The sequence below is a fragment of the Pseudomonas sp. GW456-L13 genome (assembly GCF_017350115.1).
Classification (GTDB): domain Bacteria; phylum Pseudomonadota; class Gammaproteobacteria; order Pseudomonadales; family Pseudomonadaceae; genus Aquipseudomonas; species Aquipseudomonas jessenii.
In genome coordinates this window covers 1,482,431-1,499,354 of the sequence record NZ_JACNAS010000002.1, presented here as the reverse complement: position 1 = coordinate 1,499,354, position 16,924 = coordinate 1,482,431, and the positions used below count along the sequence as shown (strand labels likewise).

General features: G+C 61.8%; 14 protein-coding genes, 1 tRNA gene and 1 pseudogene. 6 read left to right on the top strand and 10 right to left on the bottom strand.

Features of this window, described 5'->3' with window-relative positions:
* Positions 1-78 precede the first annotated feature (78 nt).
* From J4D25_RS27420 to J4D25_RS20890, 3 genes and pseudogenes are all read left to right on the top strand, one after another.
* Positions 79-807 (top strand): annotated as a pseudogene (locus J4D25_RS27420) (PAS domain-containing protein); the annotation flags it as partial.
* Positions 787-1,395, top strand: a complete 609-nt coding sequence (locus J4D25_RS27415; RefSeq protein ID WP_373423043.1) for a methyl-accepting chemotaxis protein — start codon at positions 787-789, stop codon at positions 1,393-1,395. The pseudogene J4D25_RS27420 and the gene J4D25_RS27415, both read left to right, overlap by 21 nt.
* 169 nt (positions 1,396-1,564) lie before the next feature.
* On the top strand, positions 1,565-2,164 hold the full coding sequence (locus tag J4D25_RS20890) for a flavin reductase family protein (RefSeq protein WP_057713301.1): 600 nt from the start codon (positions 1,565-1,567) through the stop codon (positions 2,162-2,164).
* A 12-nt stretch (positions 2,165-2,176) separates the two neighbouring features.
* Here the strand turns inward: J4D25_RS20890 and J4D25_RS20885 are convergent, their stop codons facing one another.
* Together J4D25_RS20885 and J4D25_RS20880 are read right to left on the bottom strand one after the other, a co-directional pair.
* Positions 2,177-2,545 carry a cupin domain-containing protein gene (locus tag J4D25_RS20885; RefSeq protein WP_057716562.1) on the bottom strand — a complete coding sequence of 123 codons (369 nt, stop codon included), beginning with the start codon at positions 2,543-2,545 and terminating at the stop codon, positions 2,177-2,179.
* A gap of 75 nt (positions 2,546-2,620) precedes the next feature.
* Positions 2,621-3,430 carry an AraC family transcriptional regulator gene (locus J4D25_RS20880; RefSeq protein ID WP_057716563.1) on the bottom strand — a complete coding sequence of 270 codons (810 nt, stop codon included), beginning with the start codon at positions 3,428-3,430 and terminating at the stop codon, positions 2,621-2,623.
* A gap of 166 nt (positions 3,431-3,596) precedes the next feature.
* On the opposite strand from J4D25_RS20880, the gene ddlA reads away from it, so the two are divergent.
* Positions 3,597-4,691, top strand: a complete 1,095-nt coding sequence (gene ddlA, locus J4D25_RS20875; RefSeq protein ID WP_057713302.1) for a D-alanine--D-alanine ligase — start codon at positions 3,597-3,599, stop codon at positions 4,689-4,691.
* A 62-nt stretch (positions 4,692-4,753) separates the two neighbouring features.
* Here the strand turns inward: ddlA and ggt are convergent, their stop codons facing one another.
* The gene (gene ggt, locus J4D25_RS20870; RefSeq protein ID WP_057713303.1) at positions 4,754-6,586 is read right to left on the bottom strand and encodes a gamma-glutamyltransferase; all 1,833 of its coding nucleotides are present in this window, start codon (positions 6,584-6,586) and stop codon (positions 4,754-4,756) included.
* A 168-nt stretch (positions 6,587-6,754) separates the two neighbouring features.
* Here ggt and J4D25_RS20865 point away from each other — a divergent pair, with 168 nt between their 5' ends.
* A complete protein-coding gene (locus J4D25_RS20865) occupies positions 6,755-7,864 on the top strand; it encodes a M14 family metallopeptidase (protein WP_057713304.1) in 1,110 nt (369 codons plus the stop codon).
* A gap of 98 nt (positions 7,865-7,962) precedes the next feature.
* Here the strand turns inward: J4D25_RS20865 and J4D25_RS20860 are convergent.
* The 6 genes from J4D25_RS20860 to J4D25_RS20835 form a co-directional block, all read right to left on the bottom strand.
* Positions 7,963-8,039 (bottom strand) — tRNA-Met (locus J4D25_RS20860).
* Between the two features lie 87 nt (positions 8,040-8,126).
* Complete coding sequence (locus tag J4D25_RS20855) at positions 8,127-9,581, bottom strand: amidase (protein WP_057713305.1); 1,455 nt, start codon at positions 9,579-9,581, stop codon at positions 8,127-8,129.
* 60 nt (positions 9,582-9,641) lie between these two features.
* The gene (locus tag J4D25_RS20850) at positions 9,642-10,688 is read right to left on the bottom strand and encodes an extracellular solute-binding protein (protein WP_057713306.1); all 1,047 of its coding nucleotides are present in this window, start codon (positions 10,686-10,688) and stop codon (positions 9,642-9,644) included.
* Between the two features lie 27 nt (positions 10,689-10,715).
* On the bottom strand, positions 10,716-11,522 hold the full coding sequence (locus tag J4D25_RS20845; protein ID WP_057713307.1) for an ABC transporter permease: 807 nt from the start codon (positions 11,520-11,522) through the stop codon (positions 10,716-10,718).
* The gene (locus J4D25_RS20840) at positions 11,522-12,442 is read right to left on the bottom strand and encodes an ABC transporter permease (protein ID WP_057713308.1); all 921 of its coding nucleotides are present in this window, start codon (positions 12,440-12,442) and stop codon (positions 11,522-11,524) included. The genes J4D25_RS20845 and J4D25_RS20840 overlap by 1 nt, the downstream gene beginning before the upstream one ends.
* Positions 12,443-12,457: 15 nt before the next feature.
* Positions 12,458-13,576: an ABC transporter ATP-binding protein gene (locus tag J4D25_RS20835; RefSeq protein WP_057713309.1), complete on the bottom strand. Its 1,119-nt coding sequence runs from the start codon at positions 13,574-13,576 to the stop codon at positions 12,458-12,460.
* A 228-nt stretch (positions 13,577-13,804) separates the two neighbouring features.
* Here J4D25_RS20835 and J4D25_RS20830 point away from each other — a divergent pair, with 228 nt between their 5' ends.
* Entirely contained in the window at positions 13,805-14,710 is a 906-nt protein-coding gene (locus J4D25_RS20830) for a LysR substrate-binding domain-containing protein (RefSeq protein ID WP_057713310.1), read from the top strand.
* 15 nt (positions 14,711-14,725) lie between these two features.
* Here J4D25_RS20830 and J4D25_RS20825 read toward each other — a convergent pair whose 3' ends face one another.
* Positions 14,726-16,783: a methyl-accepting chemotaxis protein gene (locus J4D25_RS20825; RefSeq protein ID WP_057713311.1), complete on the bottom strand. Its 2,058-nt coding sequence runs from the start codon at positions 16,781-16,783 to the stop codon at positions 14,726-14,728.
* Positions 16,784-16,924: the final 141 nt, after the last annotated feature.

Sequence of the window (16,924 nt, the reverse complement as noted above, 5' to 3'; positions counted from 1 at the left end):
GCACGCTTAAGAAAATGTTTCCAAGGCCGATGGTTAGGCTGCATATCGCTTTCTACCCCTGTCCATCGGTGCTTTCCCATGTTCAATAAACGCTTGAAGCAGGAGCTGTCGGCTCTTCGTGAAGAACTCTCCAGCCTCCAGCAAGTGAAGGAAAGTCTGGAAAGCGAAATGCTGGTGCTGACCCTCGACAGCAACGGGCGGGTTCAGTCGGTCAACCAGAACTTCCTTGGCGAAATGCATTACAAGAGCGGCGACCTGATTGGCCGACACATCGACGATCTGGTCCCGGATCAAGTGAAATCCGATGAATTCCAGCTGCGCTTCAAGAACGCGTTGACCCGTGGCGAGCACTTCGCCGGCGCAGTGCGTCTGTTGCGCGGTACCGGCCAGGAAGCGTGGTTGCGTTCGATCCTGCAACCGGTGCGCTCGGCGGACGGGCGGATCAAGTGTTTTTCGATCTTTTCCAGCGACCTGACCCGCACCATCGAGGCTTCCCGCGAACACGAGAACCTGATCGGCGCGCTGGTGCGCTCCACGGCGGTGATCGAATTCGACCTCAACGGCAACGTGCTGACCGCCAACGACCGCTTCCTCAGCGGTATGGGTTACAGCCTGGCGCAGATCAAGGGCAAGCATCACCGCACCTTCTGCCTGCCGGAAGAATACAACAGTGACGCATACCATAACTTCTGGCGTCGCCTGAATGCGGGCGAGTACGTGGCCGACCGTTTCAAACGTGTCGACAGCCATGGTCGTGCGGTCTGGCTTGAGGCGTCCTACAACCCGGTGGCCGATGCCAACAATAATCTCTACAAGGTGGTGAAGTTCGCCACGGTGATTACCGATCAGGTCAATCAGGAGCAAGCCGTCGCCGAGGCGGCCAACATCGCCTACAGCACCTCGCAGCAAACCGACCAAAGCGCTCAGCGCGGCAACGCCGTGGTGACCCAGGCCGTGGACGTGATGCGCGACCTGGCCAGGCATATGCAAACCGCCGGCGATGGCATCGAAGCGCTGAACGAGCAGTCGCTGGTGATCGGTACCATTGTCAAAACCATCAGCGGCATTGCCGAGCAGACCAACCTGCTGGCGCTCAACGCGGCCATCGAAGCGGCCCGTGCGGGCGAGCAGGGGCGGGGGTTCGCCGTGGTGGCTGATGAGGTCCGGCAACTGGCTTCGCGCACCAGCCAGGCCACCGACGAAATCGTCCTCGTGGTGCGGCAGAACCAGGACATGGCGCGCAACGCCGTAGCGCTGATGTCCGACGGCAAGCTTCAGGCCGAGCAGGGCCTGGCACTGGCGGCGGAAGCGGGTACGGTGATTGTCGAGATCCAGGACGGCGCGCAGAAAGTGGTCAACGCGGTGGGGCAGTTTGCCAATCAACTCACCAACTGACCTGAGATCAGCTCTTGGTGGGAGCGGGCTTGCTCCGGGCGGCGTTCCGACGAAAGCGGTGTGTCATTCAATCCAGCGGTGACTGAATTGACGCCTTCGCGAGCAAGCCCGCTCCCACAGGGTTACGTGGGCGCTACAATCGGCTCTTTTCCCCCAGGAGCAGACTTCCATGAGCGTTCCCCACCGCCGTTCGGTTCCCTTGTCCAAGGCCTATCGTCTGCTCAATCATGGCCCGACCGTGCTGGTCAGCGCAGCCCACGATGGCCAGCGCAATATCATGGCGGCAGCCTGGGCCATGCCGCTGGATTTCGAACCACCGAAAATTGCCGTGGTGCTGGACAAGTCCACCTGGACTCGCCAGTTGCTGGAAGCCTCGGGCACGTTTGTGTTGAACGTTCCGTGCGCTGCACAGGCCGACATTGTGCAGACCGTCGGTTCGACCTCCGGCCTGGAGTTGACCCAGGGCCAGGGGCGCGACAAGTTTGAGACCTACGATTTACAGACGTTCACCGGCCAGTCGGTTGATGCGCCGATGCTCGAAGGCTGCGTGGCCTGGCTGGAATGTCGCCTGTTGCCGGAGCCAAACAACCACCAGCAGTACGATCTGTTCCTGGCTGAAGTGATTGCCGCCCAGGCTGACGAGCGCGTGTTCAGCGAAGGCCGCTGGCACTTCGAAGGGCAAGACGCCTTGCGCACCTTGCACCACGTGGCGGGCGGGCACTTCTTGACCATTGGTGATCCGGTGGACGGCAAGACCTTGCAGGCGTGAGGCGGCCAGCGCTCAAATCCAGACATCATTCTCGGCCGTGCGCTCGCCACCTTCGCGGCCGGTATTGAGCACGCCCTTGGGTTCGATCAGCAGGAGTTTTACCTCCTGCCCAGCGCTGGGTTTGTGCTCGACGCCTTTGGGCACCACATACATCTCCCCGGCGTTCACCAGCACATGGCCATCGCGAAAGTCGATACGTAACTGGCCCTCCAGAACGATGAAGGTTTCGTCGGTATCGAAGTGGTCGTGCCAGATGAAATCCCCCAGCAGCTTCACCACCTTGAACTGGTAGTCGTTCATTTCGGCGATGACCCGGGGCGACCAGTGCGAATCGATCCGGGCGAGTTTTTCCGCGAAGTTCAGGCTTTCGTAGGCGTTCATCATGGGGCTCTCGTGGTTGATCCTGGGCCACGATAGCCAGCAATCCGGCGCGATTCTTGAACGATTGTGCGTGGCTCAGCGCCGCTGCAGGTTCAGCCAGCGGGCCGGTGGCAAGCCGTAGGTTTTGCTGAATTGCCGAGTCATGTGGCTCTGGTCGGTGAAGCCGGCGATCAGCGCGGCGCTGACCAGTGTCTGCCCCTGAGTCAGCAGCGCGCGAACCATGTCCAGGCGTCGCATGGTCAGGTAGCGATAGGGACTGGTACCGAACAACAGGCGAAAATCCCGGGACAGGCTCCAGCGATCCCGGCCACTGTGTTGCGCCAGCTCATCGAGTGTCACGGTGCGATCGAGGGCGCTGTGGATGTATTCCCGCGCGCGCTGCGCGGCCACGTAATCGAAACCCGAGCGTTTGGCTGTCACACCGGAAACGGTGCTCAAGGCCTGCGCCAGATCGAACAGCGCATCCTGTTCTTCCAGTGGATCGAGCGGGCAATCAAGGCTGCGCAGCAAGGCTCCCGTGGCAGCAAACAGGCGGGGGTCGTCCGACAGTCCGGTCTTGATGAACGGCAGCGGTTGGCCGCCGAGCATCTGCTGGATCAGCGCCGGTTCGATGTACATCATCCGGTACTGGAAACCGGACTCGGTGCCGGCCTCGCCATCGTGGGCTTCGTCCGGGTGCAGCACGATCGTTGCGCCTGGCTGGCTGTGACGCCAGCCACCGCGATACTGAAAGCTCTGCACCCCGGCCAGGGTGTGGCCGATGGCATAGGTGTCGTGGCGGTGAAGATCGTAGCCATGGCCGGCGAAAAACGCCTCGAAACGCTGTAGCCCGCCGACATCGGGCGCGCGATGGAACCAGTCATTGCGAGGCAGGTACTTGGCCATGGTGATGATTGTCTTGAGCTCGATGCGCAACACGGTAACCCAGTCAGCGACTCCCTGTCTTCTGATCGCAAGGCGACAGGTACGCTAGAAAACCAAGGGCAAATACTGCACTGTGTGGCGCATTCTCTGCAGGTCGTTTTTTCTATTCGTCAGGTGAGGCCAGGTCATGAGCAAGCTGCGCGTGGGGATCATTTTCGGGGGCCGTTCGGCTGAGCATGAGGTGTCGCTGCAATCGGCGAAAAACATCGTCGATGCGCTGGACCGTTCACGCTTCGAGCCGGTGCTGATCGGCATCGACAAACAAGGCCACTGGCACCTCAACGATCCTTCGAATTTTTTGCTGAATCAGGAAAATCCGGCGCTGATCGCCCTCAACCAGTCCAACCGCGAACTGGCCGTGGTGCCGGGTAAGGCCAGTCAGCAACTGGTGGAAACTTCCAGCCAGGAGATGCTCGGCCACGTCGATGTGATCTTCCCGATTGTCCACGGCACCCTCGGTGAGGATGGTTGCCTGCAAGGCTTGCTGCGCATGGCCGATCTGCCGTTTGTCGGCTCCGATGTGCTCGGCTCGGCCGTGTGCATGGACAAGGACATCAGCAAGCGCCTGCTGCGCGATGCCGGCCTGTACGTGACACCGTTCGTGACATTGACCCGCGCCACGGCGGCGCGCACCGGTTTTGCCGAGGTGCGGGGCAAGTTGGGTTTGCCGCTGTTCGTCAAACCGGCGAATCAGGGCTCTTCCGTGGGCGTGAGTAAGGTCACCGACGAGGCTGAGTACAGCGCAGCGGTGGAGCTGGCCTTGAGTTTCGATACCAAGGTGTTGATCGAATCTGCCGTCAGCGGCCGCGAGATTGAATGCGCAGTGCTCGGCAATGAAGACGCCATCGCCAGTGGCTGCGGCGAGATCGTGGTTCGCAGCGGGTTCTATTCCTACGACAGCAAGTACATCGACGACAAGGCGGCTGAAGTGGTGGTGCCGGCCAATATCAGCGTCGAGGCCAGCGAGCGCATTCGCGCCCTGGCCGTCGAAGCGTTCCAGATACTGGGCTGCTCCGGCCTGGCCCGCGTCGACGTGTTCCTGACCGACAGCGGCGAAGTGCTGATCAACGAAATCAACTCGCTGCCCGGCTTCACCCGCATCAGCATGTACCCGAAACTGTGGCAGGCCACCGGCATGACCTACAGCGAGCTGGTGACGCGACTGATCGAGCTGGCGCTGGAAAAGCACCAGGTTCGGCAGGGGTTGAAGATCAGTCGATAGCGACTTGCTCATAAACAAAGGGCCTACCCACCGGTAAGCCCTTTCTCATCCCCGCGTACGACTCAATCCCCCAGCGCTTGCCCTTCACGTCGCGGATCGGCTCCGCCTGTCAGCGACGCTTTGCCTTGGGCGTCCTTGACCCGAACAATCGCCTGGGTCCCGCTGGTCATGTCGATCTCGCTCACGCTGTGCCCTTTGTCTTTCAGCGCCTGAATCAGCGTCGGGCTGAACTGCCCCTGTTCCAGTTCGGTCGGGCCGTTGCGGCTGCCGAAGTTGGGCAGGTTGATGGCGGCTTGTGCATCGAGGTTCCAGTCGAGCAGGCCGATGGTGGATTTGGCTACGTATTCGATGATTTGCGAGCCGCCGGGGGAACCGACGGTGGCGAGGAATTCGCCGCTCTGGCGGTCGAAGATCAGGGTTGGGGCCATGGACGAACGCGGGCGTTTGCCGGGCTCGACGCGGTTGGCGACTTTTTGCCCGTTTTCCTCGGGGATGAACGAGAAGTCGGTCATCTCGTTGTTGAGCATGAAACCCTGAACCATGATGTGCGAGCCGAACGCCGACTCGATGGTGGTGGTCATCGACACGGCGCCACCCGCGTCATCGACGGCCACCACTTGCGAGGTGGAAATCCGCAGCGGCGAACGGTCCGGCGCATAGGCCACACGGATGCCCGGCGGAGTGCCGTGTTTGGCCGTGCCCATGCTGCGTTCACCAATCAGGGCGGCGCGGCTGGCGAGGTAGGCCGGGTCGACCAGGCCCTTGACCGGCACGGGGACGAAGTCTGTATCGGCTAAGTATTGAGCGCGGTCGGCGTAGGCCAGGCGTTCGGCCTCAGAGATCAGGTGCACGGCTTGCGGGTCGGGTTCGATGCCGGCCGGGGCCGTGGTCTTGACCGGTTGCAGCGGTGCCAGCGCCAGGCGTTTATCGCGGGTCTCCAGGGCTTGCAGCGTGCCGAGGATCTGCGCCACGGCGATCCCGCCCGACGACGGCGGTGGCATGCCGCAGACCTGCCAGCGCTTGTAGTCGGTGCACAGTGGCGCGCGCTCCTTGGCCTGGTAGTTGGCGAGATCGGTCAGGGACAGGCTGCCGGGGTTGTCGTGCCCCTGCACCTTGGCCGCGATTTCCTCGGCGACCGGGCCTTTGTACAGGGCATCCGGGCCTTCATGGGCAATGCGCTTGAACACGGCGGCCAGTGCCGGGTTCTTCAAGTTTGTGCCGACGGCTTTTGGGCTGCCATCGGCATTGCGAAAGTAAGCCATCATTTCCGGCGAGCGAGGCATGGACGAATCCGCGGCGATCAACCGGTGCAGGCGTGGCGAAATGGCGAAGCCTTGTTCGGCGAGCTGGATGGCCGGTTCAAACAGCTGCGCCCAGGGCAGGCGTCCGTGTTTTTGATGGGCCAGTTCCAGGGCGCGCAGCACGCCGGGTGTGCCCACCGAACGACCGCCAATCTGCGCCTGGGTGAACCCCATCGGTTGTCCGTTGGCTTGCAGGAAAAGCTTTTCGGTGGCGCCGGCCGGGGCGGTTTCACGTCCGTCGTAGGTGCGCACGGCCTTGCCATCCCAGAGGACGATCAATGCGCCGCCGCCGATGCCCGAAGACTGTGGCTCGACTAGCGTCAACACGGCTTGCATCGCAATCGCCGCGTCGATGGCCGAGCCGCCCCGGCGCAGCATCTCCCGCCCGGCTTCGGCCGCCAGCGGATTGGCCGCCGCTGCCATGTATTTGTCGGCATGTTGAGTTTTCAGGTCGGTGCGGAACCCGGAAGCGCTTTCCGGAGCGAGCGGCAGCGTCGGCACCGAAGCGTTGTGGCACGCGGCCAGGGTCAAGGCACTGGCGAGCAGAACCAGGGTTGGCAGGCGATAGCGGCGCAATGGAAAGTTTGAGAACACGTGGGGGCACTCCGTCCGTTGGATCTACGATCAGTGGACTTTATCGGCCGACCGGGAGGGACGCAAACCAGGTCCCACGGCATTGACCCTTTTTGTCCTTCATCAAAAGCGGGATTTTCTGTAGGGTCGTTGCCAACAGGCAGGCCGGAAAATCAACAAGAGGCAGACATGCAAACCGAGTTCCCCACCCAGTCCAGCTATCGCACCCAGCGTGAACAGTTCCTGGCCGCCGCGACAACGGCAGGCGCAATGCTGACGGAGTATCCACACCCGCTCAAGGGGCCGTTTGGTGAGTCCCTGAGCACGGATGTGGCGGTATTGGGTGATCCGGGCGCCAAGCGCCTGTTGATCGCGCTGAGCGGCACCCACGGAGTCGAAGGCTTCTACGGCTCGGGTTGCCAGATCAAATGGCTGCAGGAGTTGGGCAAGCGTTCTCTGCCAGCGGATGTCGCCGTGGTCATGATCCATGCTATCAACCCTTGGGGCATGGCGTGGTTGCGCCGGGTCAACGAAGACAACATCGACCTGAACCGCAATCACCTGGATTTCCAGCGACCGCTGCCGGACAACCAGGCCTATGACGCCCTGCATGAAATCTATGCCTGCCCACAGTTGCAAGGTCCGGAGCGTGATCGTGCCGATGCCTTGCTCGACGAACAGATTCGCCTGCACGGCTGGCCGGCAGTCATGTCGATTGTCGAGGGCGGTCAGCATGCTCACCCCGACGGTCTGTTTTTCGGCGGGCTGGCGCCGAGCTGGTCGAACCGCACGTTGCACAAGATCGTGCAAATGCACGTAGCCCATGCCGAGGTCGCCATGTGTTTCGACTTGCACACGGGCGCTGGCGAATACGGTCATCCGATGTTGTTGACCATCACCGAGTCCGCCTATCCGGCGCTGGCGGATGCGCAGGCGATTTATGGCCCGTGGCTCTACAGCCTGCAGACCGGTGCCGATACCCTGAGCGAAACCGGCGTGGCGGCAACGGCCACCGGCTATACCTCGCAGGCATTGATCGATGCGCTGCCGCAGGTACGGCTGATGCCGTTTGTCATTGAGTGTGGGACTTACCCGGGGCCGGACGTTCACCGGCATCTGCGCGATGATCACTGGCTGCATCTGCACGGCAATCCGAGTGACGCAGCAGGACGCGAGATCAAGCTGAATCTGCTGGAGCAGTTCTATCCGGCCGACAGCGACTGGCAGGCGATGGTCTGGTTGCGCACGTGGCAGATCTGGGAACGGGCTTTGTCGGCATTGCCGACCATTGGCGTCTGATCGATGCGCGCATGCGGTTCAGGATTTCCTGCAACCGCAGCGTATTTTTTCAAGGCATAAAAAAACGGCTTACCTTGCGGTAAGCCGTTTTTAGTACTTGGTGGCTACACAGGGACTTGAACCCCGGACCCCAGCATTATGAATGCTATGCTCTAACCAACTGAGCTATGTAGCCAAGTGGCGCGCATTATTCACCGGTAACGGGGATGCGTCAAGCATAAATCTAAAATATTTCTCTGCGCTTTCAACCGTTTATCAAAATCTATCCTCTGAGCAGCGGTGAAGGGCAGCGCTGGAACCAGCGGCTGGCCTGTTCGTAGGTGTGGGCCAGTTGCAGGACAGCGAAGTCGGCCTGGTGTTTGCCGATGATTTGCAGGCCCATGGGCAGGCCGCTGGCGCTGAAGCCGACCTGTACGTTGGCTACCGGGCAGCCGGACAAGGTGCCGGGAATCACCACCTCCATCCAGCGGTGATAGGTGTCCATGGTCACGCCTTCGATGGTGGTGGGCCACGGTTGGGTTTTATCGAAGGGGAACACCTGGGCGCTGGGTAGCAGCAGGTAGTCGTATTTTTCGAACAACCTGGAGATCGCCCGATACCAGTCGCTGCGCGTCACCGAGGCGGCAAACACATCGGTGGCCGAGAGTTTCAGGCCGTTTTCCACTTCCCAGCAGGCTTCCGGTTTCAACAGCGCACGTTTTTGCGGGTCGGCATAGGTCGCGCCCAACGAGCCGGCGACCATCCAGTGGCGCAATGTCCGCCAACTGCTCCACAGCTTCTCTGGCGCGAATTCGCACTGGACGGGCTCGATGCGGCAACCCAGGCTTTCGAAATCGGCAAAGGCCTTTTCGCACAGCGAGAGGATGCCTTTTTCCATCGGCAGGTAGCCGTTGAAGTCGCCGAGCCAGCCCAGACGTGTGCCTTTGAAGTCCCGATCCAGCGGTGCCGCAAAGGCGCTGCCGGACTCGGCAATCGACAGCGGCGCCCGTGCATCGGCCCCGGCCTGTACCGATAGCAGCAACGCTGCATCGCGCACGCTGCGAGCCATGGGGCCTTCGTAGCCGAGTTGGTCGATGAACAGGTCGGCACTGTCATCGAAAGGCACGCGGCCCTGGGACGGACGGAAACCGAAGATGTTGTTGAAAGCCGCCGGGTTGCGCAGCGAGCCCATCATGTCGCTGCCGTCGGCCACCGGCACCAGGTGCATCGCCAGCGCCGCCGCTGCACCGCCGCTGCTGCCGCCAGCGGTCTTGCTCGGGTCGTAGGCGCAACCGGTCGCGCCGAACAGCGGGTTATAGCTTTGCGAACCGAGGCCGAATTCCGGGGTATTGCTCTTGCCGATGATGATCGCGCCCGCCGCTTTGATTCGCTCGACCATGATGCCGTCGCGCTCGGGGATGAAGTCCTTGTACAGCGGCGAACCCAGCGTGGTGCGGATGCCACGGGTCAGGGACAAGTCCTTGATGGCGTGGGGCAGGCCGTGCATCCAGCCACGGTATTGGCCTTTCGCCAGTTCGGCGTCGCGGATATCGGCCTGGGCCAGCAGGTCTTGCGGCGCTTGCAGGCTCACCAGTGCATTGATCTTCGGATTGAAACGTTCGATATGGGCAAGATAAGTCTGCATCACTTCCCGGCAGGAAACCTGGCGCAGGCGGATGCGTTCGGCGAGCTCGTGGGCCTGCAACAGGACCAGTTCGCTGATGTTATTAGAGTTCATTGCAAGCGGCCTTTCAGACGGCTGGAAAAACGCCCCGCCATTGCGTCGGGGCGGTAGAGGTCAACGCATCAGGTTGGTCCAGAGACGGTCGGCCAGGCGGATCGCGCCTTCGCCGCAGGTCTTGCTGAATACCACCTGGGTGCCTTCGGGAATGTGCAGTTCCGGGGCGTCTTTGAGGCCCGCGTCGAGGAACGGCTCCACACCCTTGATCGGGCTCTGGTGCTTGAGGAAATTCTGGGTCATCGCCGCGTTTTCAGGCTGGCTGAGGAACGCGATGAAGGCCTTGGCGTTTGCCGGGTTCTTGCTGCCGGTCGGGATGACCATGTTGTCGACCCAGGCCAGCACACCTTCTTTCGGGTACAGGTATTTCAGGCTCGGTTTCATCTCCCGGGCGCGCATCGACGAGCCACCCCAGAAGGTCGACATGTCGATTTCGCCGGAGGCGAGGTTTTCGCGGATCGAACCGGCCTTGGAACTGTAGGTTTTGACGAAGGGTTTCTGCGCCTTGAGCAGGGTCAGAATCTGCTGCATCTGCTTCGGGTCTTCGCTGCACAGTGGAATGTTCAGATACAGGCTGGCCATGTCCACCACGTCGCTGACCGAGTCGAACATGTTGATTCGTCCTTGCAGCTCGGCCGGTGGCTCGTAAAGCACCTTGAGGCTATCGGCAGGCCCCTTGTAGCGCTCGGTGTTGAGTACCACGCTGGTGGTGCCCCAGATGAACGGCACGGAATAGGCACCTTCCGGGTCCCAGGTGGGTTTTTTCAGGTTGTCGACGACGCTGGCGTAGTAAGGCTCGTTGACCGGGTCGAAGCGCTCCAGCAGTTTTTCCTTGATCAGGATCGGCACGAACTGGTGCGACGGGATCGCCACGTCATAACCGGCACCGCCCTGTTTCAATTTGGCCAGCAGGGTTTCGTTGGAATCGTAGGAGTCGACTGTAACTTCGATGCCGGTCTGCTTCTGGAACTTGGCGAGAATCTCCGGCGAAAAGTAGCCGCTCCAGCTCACCACGTTGAGTTTTTCCGCGGCCTGAACGCTGCCGACCATGGTCAGCGGTAAAGTCAGGAACAACGAAGTGCCGATGCTTTTAATCCACTTGCTCATGCTATTTCCCCACAGTGCGTAGAAGGTTCAGGTTTTCTTTTTGCCCAGCAGATAAGAGAGCGTGACGAACAGCACCGAGACGCCCAGGATCAGGGTCGAGACAGCGTTGACGTCCGGTGTCACACCCATGCGCAACAGGCCGAAGATGAAGATCGGCAAGGTGGTGGTGCCGGCCTGGGAGACCATCATCGAGATCACGAAGTTATCCAGCGACACGATGAAGGCCAGCATCAGCCCGGAGAAAATCCCTGGCATCAGCAGCGGCAACGTGACCTTGCGAAAGGTCCGCCACGGGCCGGCATAGAGGTCGGCCGAGGCCTGTTCCAGGGACAGGTCCATGTCGTTCAGGCGTGCCCGTATTGGCAGAAAGGCGAACGGGATACAGAACACCGTGTGCGCGATGATCAGATTGCCGTAGCCCAGGGACAGACCGATGGTGGAGAACAGCGCGAGGGTGGCGACGCCGACCACGATTTCCGGCAGCACCAGGGGCAACATGATCGCGCCCATGGACAATTGCAGGCCTTTGAACTTCGCACCCCGTGAAGTGCCGAGAGCGGCGAGGGTGGCGATGGCCGTGGCGACCATGCTGGCGCAGACCGCGATCAACAGGCTGTTGCCGGCCGCCTGGCGCAGGGCCTGGTTGGCGAAGGCCGCGCGATACCAGTCGAAGCTGAAACCGGTCCACACCGTGGCCGACTGGTTGGCGTTGAACGAAAACACCACCAGCACCACGATCGGCGCGTAGAGGTACAGGTAGAACAGGAAACTGAATCCGCCGAAGCCGGGGAAGTCCTGCACCCCCAGCGTGTTGCGTTTGAACAGGCCGATCATCACGCACCTCCTTTGGCGATGCGCTGGCGTTCGGCACGCAAGGCATAAACCGTCAGTACCAACATCACCGCCGCCATCAGCACCAGCGACAGAGCCGCACCGAAAGGCCAGTTACGCGCATCGCTGAACTGGCGGAAGATCAGGTTGCCGAGCATCATTCGCGTGCCGCCACCGAGCAGTTCCGGAGCGATCATCGCGCCCAGGCAAGGCACGAAAGTGAGGATGGCGCCGGCGAGAATTCCCGGTTTGGCAATCGGCAACACCACCTTGCGCAAGGTTCGAACGCGTCCGGCGTAGAGGTCTTGAGCGGCTTCGAGCAGGCGGATGTCCATTTTTTCCAGGGTGGCGTAGATCGGCAGCACGACGAAGGGCGCATAGGTATAAACCACCCCCAGTAGCACCGCGCCGTCGGTGTAGAGCAGTTGCAGCGGCTGGTCGATGACCCCGAGGCCCATCAGGCTGTTGTTGATCACCCCGGTGTTGCGCAGCAGCAGAATCCAGGCGTAGGTACGGATCAACAGGTTGGCCCAGAACGGCACGGTGATCAGGAAGATCAGCAAGCCACGGCGATGGGCCGGTTGCATGGCCAGCCATACCGCCACCGGAAAACCGATCAACAGGGTGATGAGCGTGGTCAGCCCGGCGATGCCGATGGAGCGCAGGGCAATGATCAGGTAGGAGTCGGCGAAGGCCAGGCTGTCGTCCAGTTGCCGCTCGAACAGCAGGGAGGTGTAGGCGTCACTGCTGAATACTTTGTTCACCCCGCCATAGGGGTTGGCCTCCATCAGCGAGTAACCGATGACGATCAGGATCGGCACGATCAGAAACAGGCCGATGGCGATCAGCGCGGGGCTGACACCGAGAAAGCTCTGGAAGGCCCGCCGACGTTCCAGTGTGTTGGCAATCGGTAAAGCGTGCATGGCAATTCCTCGTGCTCAATCGTGCAGGACGCTGGCGCTGCCCTGGTCGAACAACAGACCGGCCTGACTGCCGACGGCGAAGCGTTTGCTCTGGTCGACGCAGTTGGGGGTGCGCACGGTGAGGCGTGAACCGTCGCTCAGGCTGACCTGGTATTGCAGGTCGGTGCCGAGGTAGATCTGCGCTTCGATCCGGCACGGCAGAGCGTTCTCAGTGGTGGCTGGCACCAGATGCAAACGCTCGGGGCGCACGGACAATGTGACGTTGGCACCGACTCGCACATCGCTGCATGGCTGTGCAGGCAATGGATGACCGGCCGGACCGGCGAACCAGGCCAGGCCGTCTTCAACGCGGGTGACCGTACCTTCGATGAAGTTGGTTTCACCGATGAAGTCCGCCACGAAGCGATTGCGCGGGCGTTCGTAGATGTCTTCCGGACGACCGACCTGCTGCACCTCGCCTTCGGACAACACGGCGATGCGGTCGGACATGGTCAGGGCTTCTTCCTGGTCGTGGGTGACGAAGATGAAGGTGATGCCGGTGCGCGCCTGAATGGTTTTCAGCTCTTCGCGCATGGCCTGGCGCAGCTTGAGGTCCAACGCCGAAAGCGGTTCGTCGAGCAGCAAGACCTTGGGATGCGGCGCCAATGCACGAGCGAGGGCGACACGCTGTTGCTGACCGCCAGACAGTTGCGCTGGCTTGCGGTTGGCAAAGCGCTCCATCTGCACCAGGGCGAGCATCTCGCGCACCCGTTCGGCCAATTGCGTTTTGTGCAGGACTTTGCCCATCGGGTGGGACTCAAGGCCGAAGGCCAGGTTCTCGGCGATGGTCATGTGCGGGAACAGCGCGTAATGCTGGAACACCGTGTTGACCGGGCGCTGGAAGGGCGGGCGGTCGGCGATGTTTTCGCCGTAGAGCAGAATTTCGCCTTCGGTAGGGAATTCGAACCCGGCGATCATCCGCAGGAGCGTGGTTTTGCCGCAGCCCGAAGGGCCGAGAAGGGTGAAGAACTCGTTGTCGCGAATGTCCAGGTCGATGCTTTTGAGCGCCACCGGGCCAGTCTTTGGATCACCGTAGACTTTGCGCACTGAGCGGATGGACACCGCCAGCGTTTGCAGCGAATGCAGGGCATTCATGCGTTACCTCCGATTCCCCCATCGCCTGCGCACGTGCTGAAAACAGCTGTGTCGTCGGGCCATGGATATTATTTTTCTGGGCAGGATCGAGATTGCGTTCGGGTGTTGTAACCAGCTGTTTTGTTGTTCTGCTGTGGATCGATTATCAGCGAGGGGTTGCGGGGGCGAAACTTCAATTTTAACATAGGGGCTGTTAAAAAATTTAACAGCAGAAGGCGCCCGGAAACCATGCCTGACCACCGTTTGCCGCCGCTCAACGCGGTGCGTGCCTTTGATGCCGCGGCCCGGTTGGGCAGCTATGTCGAAGCCTCCAAAGCCCTGCACGTGACCCAGCCGGCCATCGGCCGCCACGTGAAATTGCTGGAAGACTGGCTGGGCATCCAACTGTTCGAGCGCACCTCTCGCGGGGTCAACCTGACGACGGCGGGGGAGAAGTACCACCGCAAGATCACCGCCGCCTTGCAGCTGATCATCGAAGCGGGAAAAGAGGCGCAGCCAAAACACGCCGAACGCTGGCTGCGCATCATGGTGGTGCCGGGGTTTGCCAAGCGCTGGCTGATGCCGCGCATCGAGGCCATGCGTCATCTGCGCCCGGGCTTGAAGTTCGCCATCGAACCCAACTCCACCTTCACCGAAGTGGATGGCAAAAGCGCTGACCTGGGCATCGTCTACGGGTTGGACGGCCAATATGCGCACTCGCGCACCAGCTTGATTTGTCCTCGGGTGTTTCCGATCTGTTCCCCCGACTATCTGGCCAGCGTCGAGCCCATCGACAGCCCCGCGGACCTGGTGAAACACAACCTGATCCATGTGGATGACGGCGAGTGGTGGAACCTGTGGTTCGCCGCCAACGACCTCGACATGCACCTCAATTCGGACATGCTCTACGTCAACAACGACCACGCGCTGTCGGTGGCCGAGAGCGGGCAGGGCATCGCACTGGCCAACGAAGTGCTGGTGCGCGACGAACTCCATAGCGGCAAGCTGGTGCGGGTGGTGGACGCGCAAGTGAAGCTGGAAAGCTATCGAGTGCTGACGCCGTCCGCCGAACTCTCGGCGGACGCGGCGTGGTTTATCGACTGGCTCAAGAGCGAACTGGAGCAGGACTTCCCGGAGGCGGTGATCCGCGCCTGAGAAGTCCTGGCGGGTTCAACTCAAACGGAAGCGCCCGGTGTTGTCGCTTAAGGCTTTGCTGCCGTGGCTCAGGGTGTCCGCGGCCTGGTTCACCGCGCGAGCCCCTTCGAGCAAGCGCACCGCCGCTTGATCGACCTGCTGGATATTGCCGCTGACCTCGTCGGCGGTACTGGCCTGTTCCTCCACCGCCGTGGCGATTTGCGCCAGGGTATCGGTGACGCTCTGCACCGCACTGGCGATTTCCCCGAGCCGTTCACCGAGGCCGGTGACCGCTTGCGCATCGCTCTCTGCCTGACTGCACGCGGCTTGCATCAGGCTGACGGCCTCATTCACGGTGTTGCGCAGGCTGTCGACCGTGCCGGCGATCTGTGCGGTCGACGACTGGGTGCGTTGGGACAGGCTGCGCACTTCATCGGCCACCACTGCGAAGCCACGCCCTTGCTCGCCCGCCCGGGCCGCCTCGATGGCGGCGTTGAGTGCCAACAGGTTGGTCTGCTCGGCGACGCCGCGAATGGTGTCGACCACCAGTTGAATCTGCTGTCCTTGTTCACTGACCCGGCCCAGCGCCGCAGCGGTCTCGTTCAGACGTTGATTGAGCTGCTGGATACTCGCGGTGGTGCGCTGGCTGTCACGGCTGCTGTCGGCGGCAATGCGCCGGGTGTGCTGGGCGCTGCCGGACGCCTGTTCGCAACTGTGGGCCACCCCTTGTGAGGTGGCGGCCAGTTGCGTCGCCGCAGCGGCAATCTGGCTGATCTGCAACTGCTGGGCTTCGACTTCGCCCAGGGCGTCGCTGGAATGATGGTTGAGGGTTTGCACCGCGTTGCTCAGTTGCAGGGTTTCGTGATCCACCCCTTGCAGGCTGGTGCGCAGTTGCACCACGGCGACGTTCAGCGCGGTGCTGATGACCGCCAGTTCGTCCCGGCCTTGAACCGGCACTTGCAGGCTCAGATTACCATCGCGCAGGGCCTCGGCCAGTACCGTGATGCCGCTGGCGCTGCGGCGGATCGAGGCCTGCAAACAGATGAACAGATACAGCGCGGCCAACAGCAGGCAGCCCAACACGGCGGCCACAACAACGAACTGGCGGATCGCCGAGTCGTGGTAGTAATCCAGTCGTTGATCCAGCGACACCAGCGACTGCTGACGCAACGAGGCGAGGTCAGAGAGCAGGGCATCGAGACTGCGTTCGAAGTCCTCCGGCTTGAGGTTGATGCTGCCGCCGAACACGCCGTCATCCAGCACCTTCAGGCCTGCATCGAGGCGCTTGAGGCTGTCGTGGTATTGCCCGGCCCAGGTTTGCAGGGCGCTGGGCAAGCGCGCTTCGAGCAGGCCAGCGGTTTTCACCAGCTGCTCTCGCGCATCGCCGATGCGGCTGCGCAGGTCGCGCAGTTGCAGGCGGCTTTGCAGGGTGAACTGTCCGGACACCACCGAGGCTTGGCCCACAGCAGCCAGACGGCCGACCCGTTCGATCAGGTCTGGTGCGTGCTGGGTGGAGATCTGCGTCAGCAAATAAGTTTCCAGCCACGGTGCCAGCGTCAGGCGATTGTCCATGGCGATCTGCTCGCGCAAGGCTTGCAGGGCGCTCAAGGCGTTGGTGAAGCGATCGTAGCCATCGGGCCACCAACCGACAGCACTCAGGCTTTTTGAGTCGAGGCCATCGAGGGCGGTTTGCAGGGCCTGATAACGCGACAGGGTTTCGCCCTCGGCGCTTTCTTTTTGCAGGGCATTGCCCAATTCGGCAGTGGCCTGGCTGACGGCGGGCTGAACCCCATCGAAGGCGGCCATCGCGGCGAGGGTGGCCGGCGTTGGCTGGCGATTGGTTTCCGTGGCGCGCCACCTGGCGGCGCGATCACGCTGGGCGGCGAGCAGGTCATCCAGCGCATCGAGCGCAAGCAGTTGCCGCACCCCGGCGCGTTCGCCGGAGATCAGGCTGAGTTTGTCGCGATAGTCCTGGCCGATCATCCACAGGCTGCCGGCCAGCGGCAGGATAAACAGCAGAAACAACAGCTGGAATTTACGTGCGAAGCCAAAACGCCCCAGCAGCCCGATCCCCGGTGATAAAAAAGCCTGCATGCCCCATGACTCCTCTGGACACCACGCACTATTGGCGTGCGACGGAGGTTGTCGCACCCCCGACTCGTGCCCTCTAAAAAGGCCTCGAAAGTTCACCCTTGTCCGCTCTGTAGGCTGACTCTGTAGCGAAACTTCCCATTG